The 17,046-nt window shown below is 57.7% G+C and carries 14 protein-coding genes; 7 read left to right on the plus strand and 7 right to left on the minus strand.

Annotated features, from left to right (window positions below; genetic code table 11):
* Positions 1 to 156 precede the first annotated feature (156 nt).
* Entirely contained in the window at positions 157 to 1,161 is a 1,005-nt protein-coding gene (gene fbp, locus BBB56_RS18820; RefSeq protein ID WP_123802468.1) for a class 1 fructose-bisphosphatase, read from the plus strand.
* A 37-nt stretch (positions 1,162 to 1,198) separates the two neighbouring features.
* On the opposite strand, the gene BBB56_RS18825 is transcribed toward fbp, so the two are convergent.
* Complete coding sequence (locus tag BBB56_RS18825; protein WP_123802469.1) at positions 1,199 to 2,758, minus strand: methyl-accepting chemotaxis protein; 1,560 nt, start codon at positions 2,756 to 2,758, stop codon at positions 1,199 to 1,201.
* Between the two features lie 156 nt (positions 2,759 to 2,914).
* On the opposite strand from BBB56_RS18825, the gene BBB56_RS18830 reads away from it, so the two are divergent.
* The 3 genes from BBB56_RS18830 (at position 2,915) to ppa (ending at position 4,468) form a co-directional block, all read left to right on the plus strand.
* Positions 2,915 to 3,328: a lysozyme inhibitor LprI family protein gene (locus tag BBB56_RS18830; protein WP_123802470.1), complete on the plus strand. Its 414-nt coding sequence runs from the start codon at positions 2,915 to 2,917 to the stop codon at positions 3,326 to 3,328.
* A 60-nt stretch (positions 3,329 to 3,388) separates the two neighbouring features.
* Complete coding sequence (locus BBB56_RS18835) at positions 3,389 to 3,838, plus strand: DUF441 domain-containing protein (RefSeq protein ID WP_123802471.1); 450 nt, start codon at positions 3,389 to 3,391, stop codon at positions 3,836 to 3,838.
* Positions 3,839 to 3,937: 99 nt separating this feature from the next.
* Positions 3,938 to 4,468, plus strand: coding sequence for an inorganic diphosphatase (gene ppa, locus BBB56_RS18840; protein WP_123802472.1), 531 nt, complete (start codon positions 3,938 to 3,940; stop codon positions 4,466 to 4,468).
* 48 nt (positions 4,469 to 4,516) lie between these two features.
* Here the strand turns inward: ppa and BBB56_RS18845 are convergent, their stop codons facing one another.
* Genes BBB56_RS18845 through tamA form a run of 3 tightly spaced genes read right to left on the minus strand, consistent with a single transcriptional unit; the run spans position 4,517 to position 10,358 of the window.
* The gene (locus tag BBB56_RS18845) at positions 4,517 to 4,873 is read right to left on the minus strand and encodes a gamma-glutamylcyclotransferase family protein (protein WP_123802473.1); all 357 of its coding nucleotides are present in this window, start codon (positions 4,871 to 4,873) and stop codon (positions 4,517 to 4,519) included.
* 2 nt (positions 4,874 to 4,875) lie between these two features.
* Positions 4,876 to 8,646, minus strand: coding sequence for an autotransporter assembly complex protein TamB (gene tamB / locus BBB56_RS18850; RefSeq protein ID WP_123802474.1), 3,771 nt, complete (start codon positions 8,644 to 8,646; stop codon positions 4,876 to 4,878).
* Entirely contained in the window at positions 8,643 to 10,358 is a 1,716-nt protein-coding gene (gene tamA, locus BBB56_RS18855; protein ID WP_199756267.1) for an autotransporter assembly complex protein TamA, read from the minus strand. The genes tamB and tamA overlap by 4 nt, the downstream gene beginning before the upstream one ends.
* A gap of 463 nt (positions 10,359 to 10,821) precedes the next feature.
* On the opposite strand from tamA, the gene paeA reads away from it, so the two are divergent.
* The gene (paeA, locus tag BBB56_RS18860) at positions 10,822 to 12,150 is read left to right on the plus strand and encodes a polyamine export protein PaeA (RefSeq protein ID WP_123802476.1); all 1,329 of its coding nucleotides are present in this window, start codon (positions 10,822 to 10,824) and stop codon (positions 12,148 to 12,150) included.
* Between the two features lie 32 nt (positions 12,151 to 12,182).
* Here paeA and BBB56_RS18865 read toward each other — a convergent pair whose 3' ends face one another.
* Positions 12,183 to 12,389, minus strand: coding sequence for a DUF1107 domain-containing protein (locus BBB56_RS18865; protein ID WP_123802477.1), 207 nt, complete (start codon positions 12,387 to 12,389; stop codon positions 12,183 to 12,185).
* 313 nt (positions 12,390 to 12,702) lie between these two features.
* On the opposite strand from BBB56_RS18865, the gene BBB56_RS18870 reads away from it, so the two are divergent.
* The gene (locus BBB56_RS18870) at positions 12,703 to 13,257 is read left to right on the plus strand and encodes a YtfJ family protein (RefSeq protein WP_123802478.1); all 555 of its coding nucleotides are present in this window, start codon (positions 12,703 to 12,705) and stop codon (positions 13,255 to 13,257) included.
* Positions 13,258 to 13,290: 33 nt separating this feature from the next.
* Here the strand turns inward: BBB56_RS18870 and cysQ are convergent, their stop codons facing one another.
* Positions 13,291 to 14,037 (minus strand): 3'(2'),5'-bisphosphate nucleotidase CysQ, encoded by a 747-nt coding sequence (cysQ, locus tag BBB56_RS18875; RefSeq protein ID WP_123802479.1) that lies wholly within the window; start codon positions 14,035 to 14,037, stop codon positions 13,291 to 13,293.
* Between the two features lie 271 nt (positions 14,038 to 14,308).
* On the opposite strand from cysQ, the gene BBB56_RS18880 reads away from it, so the two are divergent.
* The gene (locus BBB56_RS18880) at positions 14,309 to 16,249 is read left to right on the plus strand and encodes a bifunctional 2',3'-cyclic-nucleotide 2'-phosphodiesterase/3'-nucleotidase (protein WP_123802480.1); all 1,941 of its coding nucleotides are present in this window, start codon (positions 14,309 to 14,311) and stop codon (positions 16,247 to 16,249) included.
* A gap of 57 nt (positions 16,250 to 16,306) precedes the next feature.
* Here the strand turns inward: BBB56_RS18880 and bamJ are convergent, their stop codons facing one another.
* Entirely contained in the window at positions 16,307 to 16,927 is a 621-nt protein-coding gene (bamJ, locus tag BBB56_RS18885) for a BamJ family beta-barrel-assembly machinery protein (protein WP_123802481.1), read from the minus strand.
* Between the last annotated feature and the right edge of the window lie 119 nt (positions 16,928 to 17,046).

The following is a 17,046-nucleotide window of genomic DNA, read 5'->3' on the forward strand; positions in this document are numbered from 1 at the left end:
TACTCAAAAGTTCGGCGCACAGTGTAACCCCGCTCGCAGACTTAAGAAACGGATTAGGACTATGGTTTTTGAAGTTCAATCGGCTAAACTGCGTACGCAAACGTTGGCGGTTTGCCAGGCAGGCTGCCACTCCATCGAAGATTCAGGGAATGTGTTATGAAAACGTTAGGCGAATTTATCGTCGAGAAACAGCACGACTTTCCTCACGCTACTGGTGAACTGACCGCGCTGATTTCCGCTATTAAGCTGGGCGCCAAAATCATTCATCGCGACATCAACAAAGCGGGTCTGGTCGATATTCTCGGCGCCAGCGGTGTTGAAAACGTTCAGGGCGAACAGCAGATGAAGCTGGATTTGTTCGCGAACGAAAAGCTGAAAGCGGCGCTGAAAGCGCGTGGCATCGTGGCAGGGATTGCTTCAGAAGAAGAAGACGAGTTTGTCATCTTCGAAGGAGTTGAACACGGCAAGTATGTGGTATTGATGGACCCGCTGGACGGCTCCTCCAATATTGACGTCAACGTTTCTGTCGGCACCATCTTCTCTATCTATCATCGCGTCAGCGCGCCAGGCACGCCGGTGACCGAAGCCGACTTTATGCAGCCCGGCCATAAGCAGGTCGCGGCCGGCTATGTCGTCTATGGCTCTTCAACCATGATGGTCTATACCACCGGCTGCGGCGTCCACGCCTTTACCTACGATCCGTCGCTCGGCGTTTTCTGCCTGAGCCACGAGCGCATGACCTATCCGCCGACGGGCTATACCTACTCCATTAACGAAGGTAACTATATTCGCTTCCCGCAGGGGGTGAAAAAGTACCTGAAGTTCTGTCAGGAAGAGGATCATGCCACGCACCGTCCTTACACCTCGCGCTATATCGGCTCGCTGGTGGCGGACTTCCACCGTAACCTGCTGAAGGGCGGCATCTATCTCTATCCCAGCACCGCCAGCCACCCGAACGGCAAGCTGCGTCTGCTGTATGAGTGCAACCCGATGGCGTTTCTTGCTGAGCAGGCGGGCGGCAAGGCCAGCGACGGCGCGAAGCGCATTCTTGATATTCAGCCGGAAACCCTGCATCAGCGCTGCCCGTTCTTCTGCGGCAACGATGCTATGGTCGAAGATGTGGAGCGCTTCCTGCGCGAATATCCGGACGCTCCGCAGTAAGGCAAAAAATAAGGGCGCGACGATCGCGCCCTTTTTTTCAGGCTGTTTCCAGCCGGAACAGCGACACCGTTGATTGCAGATGCTGCGACTGCGCCTCCAGCGACTGCGTCGCCGCCGTCGCCTGTTCGACCAGCGCCGCATTCTGCTGCGCCGCTTCATCCATCTGCGTTACCGCCTGATTCACCTGTTCAATGCCCCGGCTCTGCTCGTCAGAGGCCAGAGAGATCTCCTTCATCAACGCTGTGACGCGCATCACCTCGCTGGAGATTTCGTCCATGGTTTCGCCCGCGCGGGTAGCCATATCGCTGCCCTCTTTTACCCGCGTTTGCGACTCGGCAATCAGCCCGCGGATCTCTTTCGCCGCGTTGGCGCTGCGCTGCGCCAGGGTGCGCACCTCGTTCGCCACGACGGCAAACCCGCGCCCCTGTTCGCCCGCACGCGCCGCTTCCACCGAGGCGTTAAGCGCCAGGATGTTGGTCTGGAACGCGATGCTGTCAATGACGCCGAGAATATCGCCGATGCGATTAGCGCTGTCGGTGATCTCCTGCATCTTCTCCATGACGTAGCACACCACTTCCGCGCCGCGATCGGCGGTATCGGACACGCTGCTGGCCAGCTTGTTCGCCTGCTGCGCATTGGCGGCGTTAAGGCGCACCGTGGCGGTCAGCTGCTCCATACTGGCGGCCGTCTGCTCCAGCGACGCCGCCGACTCTTCGGTGCGCTGGGAAAGGTGCACATTGCCCGCCGCCAGCTCGCGGCTGCCTACGTCAATTTGCAGGCTGGCTTCGCGCACCTGGCTCACCTGCGCGCGCAGCGCCTGCTGCATCTCGCCTAACGCCCGATTCAGGCGGCCCAGTTCGTTGTCGCCTGCAGGCGGCAGCGCGTGCGACAGATCGCCTGCGGCAACCTGCTCCAGATGCCCGATAGCGCGATCCAGCGGCTGCAACAGCAGACGACGCATGAGCTGCCAGGCGAGCACAAACAGCAGCAGCGTCAGCGCCACCGCCGCGCCGATCAGCGCCTTCATCAGCGTTTCGTTATGCGCCGCCTGCGCCAGCTGCTTATCGGTCACGCTATCCGCGTAAGCGCCGAATGCCGCAACCGCATTGCTGTAGTTCAGCGCCAGCGTAGCCAGATTGCCCTCCAGCACGGCGTAGTATTCATCGGTGTACTGTTTTTCCAGCGCATCCATGATCGGCTTGATGCCCTGCGCCTGATAGGCGTTGTAGGTCGTTACAATGTCGTCCGCCAGCTTTTTGCCCCGCGCCGTTACGGTGCCCGCGGCGATAAAGGCTTTCATATTCCGCTGCGAATCCTGGACGTCGGCCTGCGCCTGTTTCGTCGCCGTCGCGCCTTCTTCCAGCAGACCAATCTCGATTTTGCGTACCGCCAGCGCGGCCGTTGCGCGGGCGCGCATCAGATCGCCATTGCTTTGATAAAGCGCGTTGAGTTCAACGCCCTGAATGCGATTGATCACATCCAGCGACTGATTGCCTTTATTGATGGCGACAATGCCCATCACGCTGACCGCCAGCAGCAGCAGCGTCATAAAGGCGAGTAGTGCTAATAATCCTGTGCGTAGTGAGAGCTTTTTCATGATGTTGTTTTCCGTTTGCTTATAGAAAGGCAGAAAATCCAGCAGCCCTAAAACGTACAAGTTATCGGCAGTTGCAGCGGGAAACTTTATCGCTATTGATGGTCATTTCCCTGACTATCGCCCACGCTTAACTTTTATTTCACCAGGAGGATGAACATGAAAGCATGGATGGCCGCAGCGGGTTTGCTCCTGTCTGGCAGCGCAATGGCGCAGCAAAACCCCATCGATCATACGCTGGAGCAATGCCTCAATGACGCGACGACCACGGCAGCGATGGTGGCGTGCTATAGCGACGCCAGCCGCGGCTGGGACGGGGAGATGAACAGGCAGTACAGCCAGTTAATAAAGCGGCTAAGCGGCGAGCCTGAAAAGAAACTCCGCAGCGCGCAGCGCCAGTGGCTGATCTGGCGCGACAGCTGGCAGGCGGCGGCAGCGGCTTATTTCGCCCATACGCAAGGCTCGCTGGCGCAGGTTTCCCTCGCGGCGCAGACTCTCAGTCTGATGCGTAATCAGGCGCTGATGTTGCAGTCAATGAATAAAGGTAGTTGCGCCAGCGATACGGAATGCTGATAAATAATGACTTACGCGCTGGCGCGGTCCAGCGCATCCATTCGCCTTCAGGGAGATATTATGGCTGCGTATGCCTCTACCCTTATTCTTATCGGCCTCGCGGTCCTTAGCTATTTCGTTCACAACAGCGCGGTGACCATTTCTATTCTCATCCTGCTGGCGATCAAACTGACTCCGCTGTCGCAGTTCTTTCCCTATGTAGAGAAGCAGGGCATTCAGCTCGGCATTATTATCCTTACCGTGGCGGTAATGGCGCCGCTCGCCAGCGGATCGCTTCCCGCCTCGTCCCTGCTGAAGTCTTTCGCCAGCTGGCAGTCGATTGTGGCTATCCTGGTGGGCATTTTTGTCGCCTGGCTGGGGGGACGCGGCGTCAGTTTTATGAGCGCGCAGCCCTCCGTGATTGGCGGCTTATTGATCGGCACGGTGATAGGCGTGGCCTTCTTTCGCGGCGTACCGGTCGGACCACTGATTGCTGCGGGGATTGTCTCGCTGTTTGTCACCGCAAAGTAGGGCGAGGACCATTCTGAAAGGTCAAAATTGGGGCATACTTTCAGAGTCAGTTGGCTATAATAGCCGACACTCAACCTATGACTATTGAAGGAATGCCCGATGAGTTTGAACCAGGTGCCCGCAGGTAAAGACCTGCCAGAAGATATCTACGTTGTTATTGAGATCCCGGCCAACGCCGATCCGATCAAATACGAAGTCGATAAAGAGTCTGGCACCCTGTTCGTGGACCGTTTCATGTCTACGGCGATGTTCTATCCGTGCAACTACGGCTACATCAACCACACGCTGTCGCTGGATGGCGACCCGGTTGACGTGCTGGTTCCGACCCCGTATCCGCTGCAACCTGGCTCAGTGATCCGCTGCCGTCCGGTTGGCGTGCTGAAGATGACCGACGAATCAGGCGAAGATGCCAAACTGGTTGCCGTTCCGCATACCAAGCTGACCAAAGAGTACGATCACATCAAAGATGTGAACGACCTGCCAGAGCTGCTGCGTGCGCAGATCACCCACTTCTTCGAGCAGTATAAAGCGCTGGAAAAAGGCAAATGGGTAAAAGTTGACGGCTGGGACAACGCGGAAGCGGCTAAAGCTGAGATCGTCTCCTCTTTCGAGCGCGCGCAGAAGAAGTAATCTGCCGCCGCCGATAAAAAAACACCGTCCTCTGGACGGTGTTTTTGTTTATGCCTCTGACGAAGGATCGTCGCGCTGTAACCAGTCTCCGCTGATAATGCGCTGACGCCCCTTTATCGGGCGCTGGTAAACATAGAGCCATGCGCTGCCATAAGGCGTCTGCATCAGCTGGCGTTTGTATTCGCCAGCCTTGGTACGCAATGCATCCAGCTCGCCCAGCGTTGTGGCATCGATGCGGTAAACTTCACAATAGACGGTTCCTTCGCCCGGGATCACGCCCGGATAATGGCCGAGACTGTAGAGCTCAAAGCCCTCAATCTGCATATCCCCCAGCCATTGCGCATTCGTCATCCAGTGACTGTTTCCCTGTTTGCGCCGTAAACTGCCGTAGACAATTATTCGCATTGCTAAAACTCAAACTGATAGAGCAAATCAAGAGCCTGATCCACACCGGATACGGCTTCCAAATAGAGTTTGGGCATCAGACGATAACGCAAGGTCAGGGTCGCCAGTGAATCAAAAATACCGACGCCATATTTTACCTGGAGACCCGGCAGCACATAACCGCTGACCTGCACCTGCTGGCTGTCGCCTACCCCGGTAGTATCAAGGGCAAGATTGCTGACGCCAAACGTCTCGCCGATTTTACCCACAACCTGCCCACTTTGTGCAACCCCCAGTCCGATTAACGCAGAGGTTAATGCGTTGCCGTCGCCGTCAGAGCCTAATCCCTGACCGCGCAGCAGGTAAGAAAGGGCCTCCTGCTGCGACATCGCCGGATCGGAGAAGACCTCGACCTTCGGCTCATCGGCCAGGCCGGTGACGCGCAGGCCTGCGGTCACGTCATCCTCGGTGGCTTCCGGATTACGAATCGCTTCCAGATTGATATAGGGCTGGTCCGGCGGACCGGCGAATTGCAGTTCGCCTTTACGGACGATGAGATCCTGACCGTAGGCGTGGAAGCGGCCAGACGGAATATTGATCTGACCGTTCAGGCCCAGTCCGGTTCTGTCTTGCACCACTTTCAGATCGCCGTTGAGCTTCGCCTTCAGGCCAAACGCCGACAGACGCACGTCGTTACCGACGTGGATCACCAGATTGCTGTTGATCGGGATAGCGGCGGTTTTCGGCTGAATCGGCTGAAGGTTCTTATCCAGCAGCACTTCATCCGACGAAACGCCCGTGGCGCTTTCCGGCACTTCCTGCACCGTGATGCGCGCCCAGGGAATATCGACGCTGCCATCCAGGCTAAACGCGGCTGGCGTGGCCTCGAACACCAGATCGGGCGAAACGTCCATGCGCACCATCGGCGGCACGGTGACGCGCACGCGGCTGCCCTGCGCGGCGATGCGCGCGCGCCAGTTGTCGAGCTGGCTCCAGTCCGCGTTGCCGTTGAGGTTGATATTGCCCTGCGCGGTCTGCACCAGGCCGTTAAGCGTCGAACTCATGCCGTTGAACACCATATTCAGGTTCGCGGCGGTAAGATCGACCGGCATAAAATTGCCGTCGACGTCCACATCCCGCAACCCCAGCTGGCCGAAGATCTGCGGCTGCTTCACGCTGCCGCCGAGACGCAGATTGCTGTTAAGGCTGCCCTTAATCTGCTCGCCCTGCATCAGCGCCGGATTCAGCATCGCCAGCGAGATATTGCGAATATTGACGTTGCCGCCCAGCGTGCGGCGATTCTGCGGGTCGCTGACCTGGACATTGCCGTCGAGCTGTCCGTTGTTGGCGATGCGGATCAGCCAGTCGAGATCGGCGCGGCCGTCACGCAGCGCCGCATTAAGATTCAGCGTGTTGAAGTCGATCGGCAGCGTGTTGCCCTGCACATCCTGTCTGACCTTCACGCCGTTGCCTTTCAGCGAAACGGAGCCGGTCGGCAGCGCCCCGTCCGCCGTCCAGTTCACGCGCGCGTCGCCGGTAAATACCCCCGCAAGCTGGGTTTCACCCGGCAGGAATGGCTTGATCATCGCCAGATCGAAGCGGTTGAGCTGAATATGCGCATGGCCGCTCGGACCGGCTTCGACAGGTTCAGGCACGCAGAGCTGCGCGTTGGGGTTCTGCCAGCAGTGCGGCCCGATGGTCGCCGTCTGCTTCGCATTGAGGTAGTCGATCGCCATGGCGCGCGTCAGCCGCCATTCCCCTACCGGCGTATCGAAGCGCGTATTGTTTAGCGTCCCTTGCCAGCGCTGCTGCTGACGATCAAAGCTGCCGCTAAGCGCCAGCTGACCGGAGACCGGCTCGCCCTGCACGTTCAGTTTGAGCTGATGCGCTTTTTCATTGCCGTCGGCATTGAGCGTCAGCAGGCTGATGTTAAGGGCGTCCTGCTTCAGCTGCTCGACGCGTAGCTGGAGCTTGCCGGCCACCTGATCGCTGGAACGCACGTCGCTCTCCAGCGTCACGCGGCGGATCTGCAACTGCTGCCAGCGCAGCCCGGTGGCGTTGAGATCGGCCAGCAGCTGCGGCGCCTGAAGCGTGCCGCGCGCCTTGATGGTGCCTTTCGCGACGCCGCCCAGTCCTGGCAAAGCGTTATCGAGATGGGGCGCGTCAATAATGGCGTCAAGGTTGAGCGCCTCTCCCAGCGATCCTTTGACATCCAGATTGTTGCGGCCCAGGGCGATTTTTACGCCTGGAATATCCCACTGGTTATAGCTGTTGCCTTTCAGCGAGCCTTCGGCACTTACCGCGTTCTGTTTAACGTTGCCCTTCAGCTGTAGCTGCGGCACGCTTACCTGCCAGCTGCCGCCGTAAAGGCTGCCGCGCGTGGCGATTTTGCCGTCCAGCTTCGCCGGCCAGTCCGGGTACTGGCGCGCCGTGTTAATGCCGCTGAGCGTCAGCTCGCTGCGCCAGCTGATCGCCTTGCTCCAGTCCACCAGCGCCGTGAGATCGACGTTGCCCTGTAGCGCGCCGATGCGCAGCTTGTCGAGGCTGAACTGCTCGACGTTGCCTTTGCCGTCCAGCGCGATAGTCGCAGGCGGCACGCTTTCGCCTTTCACCGCCGTGCGCATGGACATCGCATAGTCGGTGGCTTTGCCTTTGAACTGGTAGTCGAGATCATCGGCCTGGTACTGCGCCGCGCCGGTCAGCGGCCAGCGCAGCTGCGGACTGGTCAGGCGCAGCGACAGCGGCAGTCCCGCCACCGCCAGCTGCGTAGCGGCATCGAGCTGCGCGCGCACCGGACCAGAAAGATTCAGCCCCAGCTTCAGCTCGTCGCGCATCGCGCCGTTCAGATCCAGTTTGATCTTTTCACCTTTCAGCGGCTCGACATTCGCCGTGCCGTTGAGCCTGAAGTTCACCGGCCAGTTGTCCGCCAGCGTCGCTTCGCCGCTGCCGTTAAGCTGGCCAAGGTTAGAGTCGACGTCCAGCGTGTGCAGTTGCAGACGGCGGTCTGCGGTTTTCGCCTTCAGCAGCAGGCGGTTCACCGCAATGTCGGTATCGCCGGTAATGCGCAGCTGCTCGCCGAGAATTTCCTGCACGTCAATATCCAGCGGCAGACGAAAATCAGGCAGCTCCGGCAGCAGCGGTTTGGCAAACATCGCCTGCAGGGTTTCGCCCAACGGCTTCTCGTCCGGCTGCGGCTGTTGCACCTTCGGCTGCACCACCTCTTCGTTGGCAACTTTTGCCGCTTTCGGCAGCGCCACCAGCAGGCTCTGAATATGGGTGGGGTTGAGGGTCAGCGCGCGATCCTGCCATTGCAGGCCGGTGGTGAAATCCAGCAGCGAAATCGCCGTATCGTCGACTTTAACGTTGATATTATGCAGGCCAAGATGGCGCAGCGTAATCGGATAAGGCGTGCTGAGATCGCCGCTGCCGCCCTCCTCTTCCGGCGGCGCTTCCTGCGCTGGCGTCATCTTTTTGCTGTCGACCACCACGCTGACATCTTTCAGCGCGATGTCGTTGACGCACACCGACGAGTGCAGCAGACAGTTAAGATCGACGGCGAGATGAAAAGTACCGGCATCGACGCTGACGCCGGGCATCTCATAGCGTAATCCGCTGATGGTCAGATTACGCCAGCCGCCCTCTACCTGCTTGATCGACAGGCCCGGCACCCAGCGCGCCGCGCCGTTCAGTACCAGATGTAACCCCGGCGTCGTGCCGATTAAAAACGCCACGCCGCCCAACAGCAGCATCAGAAAAATCAGCACGCCGATCAGGACCTTTTTCCACAGCTTCATAGTTCAGGCCCCAGTCCGATATAAAATTGCAAACCATGCTCCTCGCTGTCGCCAATGGGTCGGGCAATATCAAGCTTGATCGGCCCGACCGGCGACGCCCAGCGCACGCCAACGCCCGCGCCGGTTTTGAAATTACTCTGCTTGATGTCGTTGACCGCTTCACCTGAATCAATAAAGGCCGCGCCCCACCATTTACCGGTCACGTTGTACTGATACTCCAGCGAGCCGGTAGCGAGCTTCGAGGCGCCGGTGAGTTTGCCGTCATCGTCACGCGGTGAAATATCTTTGTATTTGTAGCCGCGAATACTGCGATCGCCGCCTGCGAAGAAGCGCAGGTCCGGCGGCACCTTCTCGAAGTCGTTGGTTTCAATCCAGCCGAGGTTGCCGCGAACCACAAAGCGGTGCTTGTCCGCCAGCGTGCGGATCCAGACGTTCTGCGCCTGCATAATCAGGAAGTCGACGTCGGATCCCCAGGTGGTGTCGGAGACGTCGACGGAGTAGCGCTGGGAATCTCCCCAGGTCGGCATCAGGCCGCCGCGCGAGCGGGTGCGGTTGAGGCTGACGCCGGGATAGAGCAGCATGGTGGTGTTAGTCACGCTGCCCTGGGTAAAGTGATCGAGGCTCCATTTCAGATTCACCGCCTTCTGCCAGCCGGTGCTGTTTTCCCAGTAGCGCGAGACGCCGAGTGTGGTGGTGTCGGCTTTGGTGTCATTGAGATCGGTGCGCTTTAGTCCTCCGGAGAAGATGTAATACTGCTCCAGCGGGCTTTTCAGCAGCGGCACCTTATAGCTCAGGTCGACCTGCTGTTCCGGCGCGGAGAGATAGGCGCTGGCCGCCAGGCTGTGGCCGCTGTCATTGACCCAGGGCTTTTTCCAGGTGCTTTTTAAACGCGGTCCCACGTCGGTGGAGTAGCCTATGCCGGTCTCAATGGTGTTTTCGGTACGCGGCGTGACCACGGCGTTCAGCGGCAGGACTTTGGTTTTGCGCCCCTGGGCAAATTCTGGCGCTACCACCACTGAGTTAAACCAGCCGGTCGCGGAAAGCCGCCGGTTTAGCTCCGCCAGATCGCGCGAGCTGTAGTAGTCGCCGTGGTGAAAAGGCACCAGATTTTGCAGATACTCTTCACGGATTTGCGAGCCGGTAAAGCTGACGTCGCCGAAGCGGTAGCGTTGACCGCTGTCGTAATCGATGTCCCAGAACGCCTCGCGCCGCTCCACTGAGACGCCAAGCTGACTTTTTTTAAAGTCGCCGTCGAAATAGCCGTTACGCAGCGCCAGGCTAGAGAAGCCGCTTTTAAATTTGTCATATTCGCCGTGATTGAGCTGGCGACCTTTTTTCGGCGTGCCCTGTTCTACCCAGGCCTGATAGTCAGGATCGCGCAGCGCGTCGCCCTCAAGCACGATGGTGCTTCCGGCGATTTTCACCGGCTCGCCAGGTTTAACATGCGCGATCAGTACCGGCCGTCCTCCCTGCGCCGGCGCAGGACGGGATTCAAAATCGATGTCGGGTTCGTAGTAGCCGAGCGCTTTTAGCCCCTGCTCAATCGCCTCGGAAACGCGCGCGCGGAAACGGCCATCGTTTGACACTTCGTCAGCGCCGATGGTCGAAAGGCGAGCACGCACGTTTTTGTTAAGATCCCCGGTTAAGCCTTGCACCTCAAGGCGCACTTTCGCTGCCTCAGCAACCGGCGCGGCGGCCAGCAGGCAGGTCATAAAACAGACGTAAATTCGTGGCACGCGTACTCCTGTTAATCATGCCGACCCCTATTCCGCGGGGCGTAGTCGTAATCCCTGGATAAAATATCGCAGCGGCGCTGCCATCAGCATAGCCGCTGGAAGAAGCCTGCGGCTGCGAAAAATCGCCATTTAAGCCAAATAACATCCCATTGTCAGCAAATGGCCGGATCGATACAACCGCTGCGCATCAACAGAGCGCGCCACTCAGACTAATCTGAGACTAAACAGCTTATCTGCGACTCTGGCGGCCTTCGGGGCGCTGCTGCTATAATCACCGGCGCAGGCACAGCCTGCTCTATTTCTGCCCCGACGCCGTGTCGATAAGGCGCAGACATTTTTGGCACGGATAGCCCAGACGAAGAGGTAAGTACAAGCGTTACGCTCTTGCCGCGCGCTGCCCAGGCCAAAAATGACAAGTGGATAACCCTTTGGAAAACCTATGTTAGATAGCTTACTTGTCATCCTGCTGCTGATTATTATCAGCGCCTTTTTTTCCCTTTCAGAAATCTCGCTGGCGGCCGCCCGCAAGATCAAATTAAAACTGCTCGCCGATGAAGGCAATATCAACGCCCAGCGCGTGCTGAAGATGCAGGAAACCCCCGGCACCTTCTTTACCGTGGTGCAGATCGGCCTGAATGCCGTGGCGATCCTTGGCGGTATCGTGGGCGACGCGGCCTTTTCGCCTGCCTTCGGCAGCCTGTTCAGCCGCTTTATGGAACCTGCGCTCGCCGATCAGCTCAGCTTTATCTGCTCCTTTGTTATCGTCACCAGCCTGTTTATTCTGTTCGCCGACCTGACGCCAAAGCGCGTCGGCATGATTGCGCCGGAAGTAGTGGCGCTGCGCATCATTAACCCGATGCGCTTTTGCCTGCTGGTGTTCAGCCCGCTGGTGTGGCTGTTTAACGGCCTGGCGAACGTGTTCTTCCGCGTGTTTAAGCTGCCGATGGTGCGTAAAGACGACATCACGTCCGATGATATTTACGCCGTGGTGGAAGCGGGCGCGCTGGCCGGCGTGCTGCGTAAGCAGGAGCATGAGCTGATTGAGAACGTGTTTGAGCTGGAGTCGCGCACCGTTCCCTCCTCAATGACGTCGCGCGAAAACGTCATCTGGTTCGATCTGCGTGAAGATGAAACCACGCTGAAAGGCAAAATCGCCGAGCATCCGCACTCTAAGTTTCTGGTGTGCGACGGCGACATCGACCATATCGTCGGCTACGTCGATTCGAAAGAACTGCTGCTGCGCGTGCTGGGCAATCAGAGCATGGCGCTGAACAGCGGCGTGCAGATCCGCTCGGCGCTGATCGTGCCCGATACGCTGACGCTGTCAGAGGCGCTGGAAAGCTTTAAAACCGCAGGCGAAGATTTCGCGGTGATCATGAATGAGTACGCGCTGGTGGTCGGTATCATCACCCTGAACGACGTGATGACGACGCTGATGGGCGACCTGGTGGGCCAGGGGCTGGAAGAGCAGATTGTGGCGCGCGACGAGAACTCCTGGCTGGTGGAAGGCGGCACGCCAATCGATGACGTGATGCGCGTGCTGGACATCGACGAGTTCCCGCAGTCGGGCAACTATGAAACTATCGGCGGCTTTATGATGTATATGCTGCGCAAAATCCCGAAACGCACCGATTTCGTTAAGTTCGCGGGCTATAAGTTCGAGGTGGTGGATATTGACAGCTATCGCATCGATCAGCTGCTGGTGACGCGAATCGACGATCGCCCGCCGGTGCTGAATGTGGCGAAAACGCCGGAAGCAGAAGAGTAGAAAATCAGAGGGCGCCGACGGCGCCCTTTTTATCAGTTGAACTCCGCCTGAAGGCGCAGTACCTGACGATTAATTTCGGACATCACGCTCAGGTGCTGTTTGTCCTTAACGCGCGGGATCAACACTTTTCCTTTGTCGAATTCAAACGCGCCTACGTCCTTGATATACATCCGTCCTTTGAACAGCGTTTTTACGTATTTCGCTATTTGCAATGGATTATAACGCTGAAAAATCTTCATACTGCCTTACTCCTTCATATCAATAAGTACGCTTCGCCGTTGCCAAATTCGGTACGAGCCCATGAAGCGCAAAGGTGGGTAAAATATAGAACACTTAACGGGGATAATGTTCCGAAAACTGAACTTTTTTACTGAATTGACACATCATTACAGAATAGTCTGTTATCTCGTACTACCAACACAGTATAAAGCCAAACTTGTTAATAAATTGTGGCATGCTTAGCAATCCTGAAACCTTAACAAGACAGGCGCATCATCCCCGCTTACTATTGCAGAAAAATGACCAACTGGTCTGATCACCTGGAGAGACACTATGCGGCTGGCTCGTATCCTGTTAGCGCTGGCGCTGCTGCCCGGCGCGGTTTTCGCCCACAACCTGAAACAAGCGGAGCGCGTCCCTGCGGTTGGCGTAAACGACAGGGGTGAACTGCTCTATCAGCAGGACGACTTTAGCTATACGCAGTGGAACAGCGCGCAGCTGGCGGGCAAAGTGCGCGTGATCCAGCACATCGCCGGGCGCTCCTCGGCGAAAGAGAAAAATGCCGCCGTGATTGAAGCGATCAAGGCCGCCCGGTTTCCGCACGATCGTTATCAGACCACGACCATTATTAATACCGACGACGCTATTCCCGGCACCGGCATGTTTGTGCGCAGCAGTATTGAGAGCAATAAAAAGCAGTATCCGTGGTCGCAGTTTATCGTCGACAGCAAAGGCAATGTGAAGCGCGCGTGGCAGCTGGACGGGGCCGGGTCGGCTATCGTGGTGCTGGATAAAAACGGACGCGTGCGCTTTGTGAAAGATGGCGCGCTGACGCAGGAGGAGGTCATGCAGGTGACGGGGCTGGTGCGAAGCTTACTGAAAGAGTAAAGGAAAACGGGAGACCGTAGCCTCCCGCATCGATCAGAACAGCGACACGCGGAATCCCGGGTTAAGAAAAGATTCGCGCGGCGCATAATCCAGCGTTTTCCCTTTCCAGTCGTGGACATGCGCGCCAGCCGCAATGGCGACCGCATGTCCCGCGCCGGTATCCCAGATATTGGTCGGTCCGAAGCGAGGATAGAGCTGGGCTTTACCTTCCGCCACCAGACAGAATTTCAGAGATGACCCGATCGCGACGGTCTGATGCTCGCCGAGCTGTTTCAGATACTCTTTTAACTCTTCATCGGCCGCCGCGTGCGAACGGCTGATTACCACCAGCGGCGGGCGCGCCTCCTGCACGCGGATCTGCGTTTTATGGCCGCCCTCTTCTTTCCAGGCTTTGCCCTCGGCAGCCGAATAGAGCACGCCGAGCGCAGGCGCATAGACCACGCCGAGGATGGGTTTGCCCTGGTCGATCAGCGCGATATTCACGGTAAATTCCCCGTTGCGCTTAATAAACTCTTTGGTGCCGTCGAGCGGATCAACCAGCCAGTAGCGCTGCCACTGCTGGCGCTCGCTCCAGGAAGGCGGGTCCTCTTCCGACAACACCGGCACCTCTGGCGTCAGCTGCTTCAATCCCTGCACGATAATATCGTGCGCAGCGATGTCCGCAGCGGTGACAGGGGAGTCGTCGGATTTACGAGAGACGTCCAACGGCGCTTCCTTATCATAAATCAGCATGATCGCATTACCCGCTTCGCGCGCCAGCTGACAAATTTGCTCTAACATTTTTACCTCCTTATCGATGGCGGCGGCACAGCCTGGCTGTGCGCCACATCGGTTAAATTTTAGCAGTAACTGCACTGCCGCCCGCTCTCTGCAACGGTAAAGCCTCAATATTTTAACAATATCAATACCATAGATTGCGACCTGCCGCTATGCCGCAGCGTTTTCAGCCACTTCGCCGTCTAAAGTGTTAAACACATCACGTAATCCTCTGACACATCATCATTCTTTTACATTATTTTGAGAGACTTACTTTTTTGCAGCAGGAGCACGCATGTTTAAGTCCACTATAACTATTCTGGCATTAAGTCTTTCAACCGCCTTGCACGCCGCCACCGTAGATTTACGGCTGTTGGAAACCAGCGATCTCCACAGCAATATGATGGATTTCGATTACTACAAAGATACCCCAACGGAAAAATTTGGACTGGTGCGCACCGCGTCCCTGATCCATGCCGCGCGTCAGGAGGTCAAAAACAGTCTTCTGGTAGACAACGGCGATATTATTCAGGGCAGCCCGCTTGGTGATTATATGGCGGCGAAAGGGCTGCAACAGGGCGAGATTCATCCGGTTTACAAGGCGCTGAATACGCTGGATTACAGCGTCGGCAATCTGGGCAACCACGAGTTCAACTATGGCCTGCCCTATCTGCGCAAGGCGCTGGCAGGGGCGCGTTTTCCCTATATCAACGCCAATATCATCGATCTTCACACCGGCAAGCCGATGTTTACACCTTACCTGATCCAGTCTGTCGAGGTTATCGATCGCGACGGCAACCCTCAGAAGCTGAAGATCGGTTTTATCGGCTTTGTGCCGCCGCAGATTACGGTGTGGGACAAGGCGAATTTGCAGGGCAAAGTCCGCGTTGATGACATTACCGAAACCGCGCGTCGCTACGTGCCGCAGATGCGTGCGCAGGGCGCCGATCTGATTGTCGCCATCCCCCACTCCGGTCTCAGCAGCGAACCTTATCACGCAATGGCGGAGAACTCGGTTTACTACCTCAGCCAGGTAGCAGGTATTGACGCGATTCTCTTTGGCCACGCCCATGCGGTATTTCCGGGCAAAGACTTTGCCGCGATCAAAGGCGCAGACATTGAAAAAGGCACGCTGAACGGCGTTGCGGCGGTGATGCCAGGCATGTGGGGCGATCATCTCGGCGTGGTCGATCTGGTGCTGAACCAGCAGGATGGCCGCTGGCAGGTCAGCGATCGCAAAGCGGAAGCGCGTCCAATTTACGATGCGGCGCAGAAAAAGTCGCTGGCGGCGGAAGATCCGGCTCTGGTGAAGGTGCTGGCGGACGATCACCGCGCCACGCGCGAGTTTGTGGCGAAGCCGATCGGCAAATCCGCAGACGTGATGTACAGCTATCTCTCGCTGGTGCAGGACGATCCCACCGTGCAGATCGTCAATAACGCGCAGCGTGCCTATGTTGAGCATTTTATTCAGGGCGATCCCGATCTGGGCCAGTTGCCGGTGCTCTCCGCCGCCGCCCCCTTTAAAGCGGGCGGTCGTAAAAACGATCCCGCCAGTTACACCGAAGTGGAGAAAGGCGAGCTGACGTTCCGCAACGCGGCCGATCTCTACCTCTATCCCAATACGCTGGTGGTGATGAAAGTCAGCGGCGCGCAGGTCAAAGAGTGGCTGGAGTGCTCCGCCGGACAGTTTAATCAGATCGATCCGCAGCGCAGCGGCGCGCAGTCGCTGATCAACTGGGATTTTCGCACCTATAACTTCGATGTGATCGACGGCGTCAACTACCAAATCGACGTAACCCAGCCCGCCCGCTATGACAGCGAGTGCCAGCTGATTAATGCCAGCGCCTCGCGCATCAAAAACCTGACGTGGCAAGGCAAACCGATCGATCCGCAGGCGACCTTCCTCGTGGCGACCAATAACTATCGCGCCTGGGGCGGCAAGTTCGCCGGCACCGGCGAGCAGTATATTGCCTTTGCCGCGCCCGATGAGAATCGCGCGGTCGTCGCGGCCTATATCAGCGCGGAGACGAAGAAGCACGGCGAAGTGCAGCCGCAGGCGGACAACAACTGGCGACTGGCGCCGATAAACAGCAGCGTGCCGCTCGATATTCGCTTCGAGACCGCGCCAGGCGATAAAGCCACCGGGTTTATCCGCAGCCATGCGCAGTATCCGATGCAGCCGCAGGGCAGCGATGAAATCGGCTTTGCCGTGTGGAAGCTCGATTTGCAACAGTAAGGGGCATAAAAAAAGCCAGCCTTATCAGGGCTGGCTTATTCAGCAACCGGTGGAAAATTACAGAATTTCCAGCAGCTCCACTTCAAAAATCAGGGTGCTGAACGGCGGAATCGAGGCGCCCGCGCCGCGCTCGCCGTAGGCGAGATTGTGCGGAATGGTCAGCTCCCACTTAGAGCCAACCGGCATCAGGGTCAGCGCTTCGATCCAGCCAGCGATCACGCCGGTCACCGGAAATTCCGCCGGTTCGCCACGCGCGACTGAGCTATCGAATACCGTGCCGTCAATCAGCTTGCCGGTATAGTGCACGCGCACGCGATCCTGACGTGACGGGATTGGGCCATCGCCCTGTTTAATCACACTGAATTGCAGACCGGACTCGGTGCTGCTGACGCCTTCACGCTGCGCATTTTCCGCAAGGAACTGCTGGCCTTCGGCAGCCATCGCCTCTACACGCTCACGACGCACGCCTTCGGCGCGTTCATGAACTTCACGCAGCGCACGATGCACAACGTCAACCGGTACGGCCGGTGAGTTCCCTTCCAGCGCGTCGCGCAGGCCCGCGAGCAGCGCTTCTGGCTGAAGTCCTTGCAGACCGGACTCCAGCAACTGCTGGCCAACCTGTAAACCGATTCCGTAACTTGCTTGTGATTCGACGCTGTCGAATGAAGGGGTCGTCATCTTGATACCTGTCTCTTTCGCTAATTTGAACCGGCAGCATAACAGCGCGAGCCGCTGGCGTAAAATCCCACGCAGCGCAGATGACTTTTCCTGATGAAACAGAAACAATACGCAGGTCA

The organism is Candidatus Pantoea deserta (assembly GCF_003813865.1).
Classification (GTDB): Bacteria; Pseudomonadota; Gammaproteobacteria; order Enterobacterales; family Enterobacteriaceae; genus Pantoea; species Pantoea deserta.

Bases quoted from the DNA above. Each gene is read 5' to 3' on its own strand.
- BBB56_RS18825 (WP_123802469.1), bottom strand. From the start codon at position 2,758: ATGAAAAAGCTCTCACTACGCACAGGATTATTAGCACTACTCGCCTTT.
- BBB56_RS18845 (WP_123802473.1), bottom strand. From the start codon at position 4,873: ATGCGAATAATTGTCTACGGCAGTTTACGGCGCAAACAGGGAAACAGT.
- tamB (WP_123802474.1), bottom strand. From the start codon at position 8,646: ATGAAGCTGTGGAAAAAGGTCCTGATCGGCGTGCTGATTTTTCTGATG.
- BBB56_RS18870 (WP_123802478.1), top strand. From the start codon at position 12,703: ATGCGGCTGGCTCGTATCCTGTTAGCGCTGGCGCTGCTGCCCGGCGCG.
- cysQ (WP_123802479.1), bottom strand. From the start codon at position 14,037: ATGTTAGAGCAAATTTGTCAGCTGGCGCGCGAAGCGGGTAATGCGATC.
- BBB56_RS18835 (WP_123802471.1), top strand. From the start codon at position 3,389: ATGGCTGCGTATGCCTCTACCCTTATTCTTATCGGCCTCGCGGTCCTT.
- BBB56_RS18865 (WP_123802477.1), bottom strand. From the start codon at position 12,389: ATGAAGATTTTTCAGCGTTATAATCCATTGCAAATAGCGAAATACGTA.
- BBB56_RS18880 (WP_123802480.1), top strand. From the start codon at position 14,309: ATGTTTAAGTCCACTATAACTATTCTGGCATTAAGTCTTTCAACCGCC.
- fbp (WP_123802468.1), top strand. From the start codon at position 157: ATGAAAACGTTAGGCGAATTTATCGTCGAGAAACAGCACGACTTTCCT.
- tamA (WP_199756267.1), bottom strand. From the start codon at position 10,358: ATGACCTGCCTGCTGGCCGCCGCGCCGGTTGCTGAGGCAGCGAAAGTG.
- ppa (WP_123802472.1), top strand. From the start codon at position 3,938: ATGAGTTTGAACCAGGTGCCCGCAGGTAAAGACCTGCCAGAAGATATC.
- BBB56_RS18830 (WP_123802470.1), top strand. From the start codon at position 2,915: ATGAAAGCATGGATGGCCGCAGCGGGTTTGCTCCTGTCTGGCAGCGCA.
- paeA (WP_123802476.1), top strand. From the start codon at position 10,822: ATGTTAGATAGCTTACTTGTCATCCTGCTGCTGATTATTATCAGCGCC.
- bamJ (WP_123802481.1), bottom strand. From the start codon at position 16,927: ATGACGACCCCTTCATTCGACAGCGTCGAATCACAAGCAAGTTACGGA.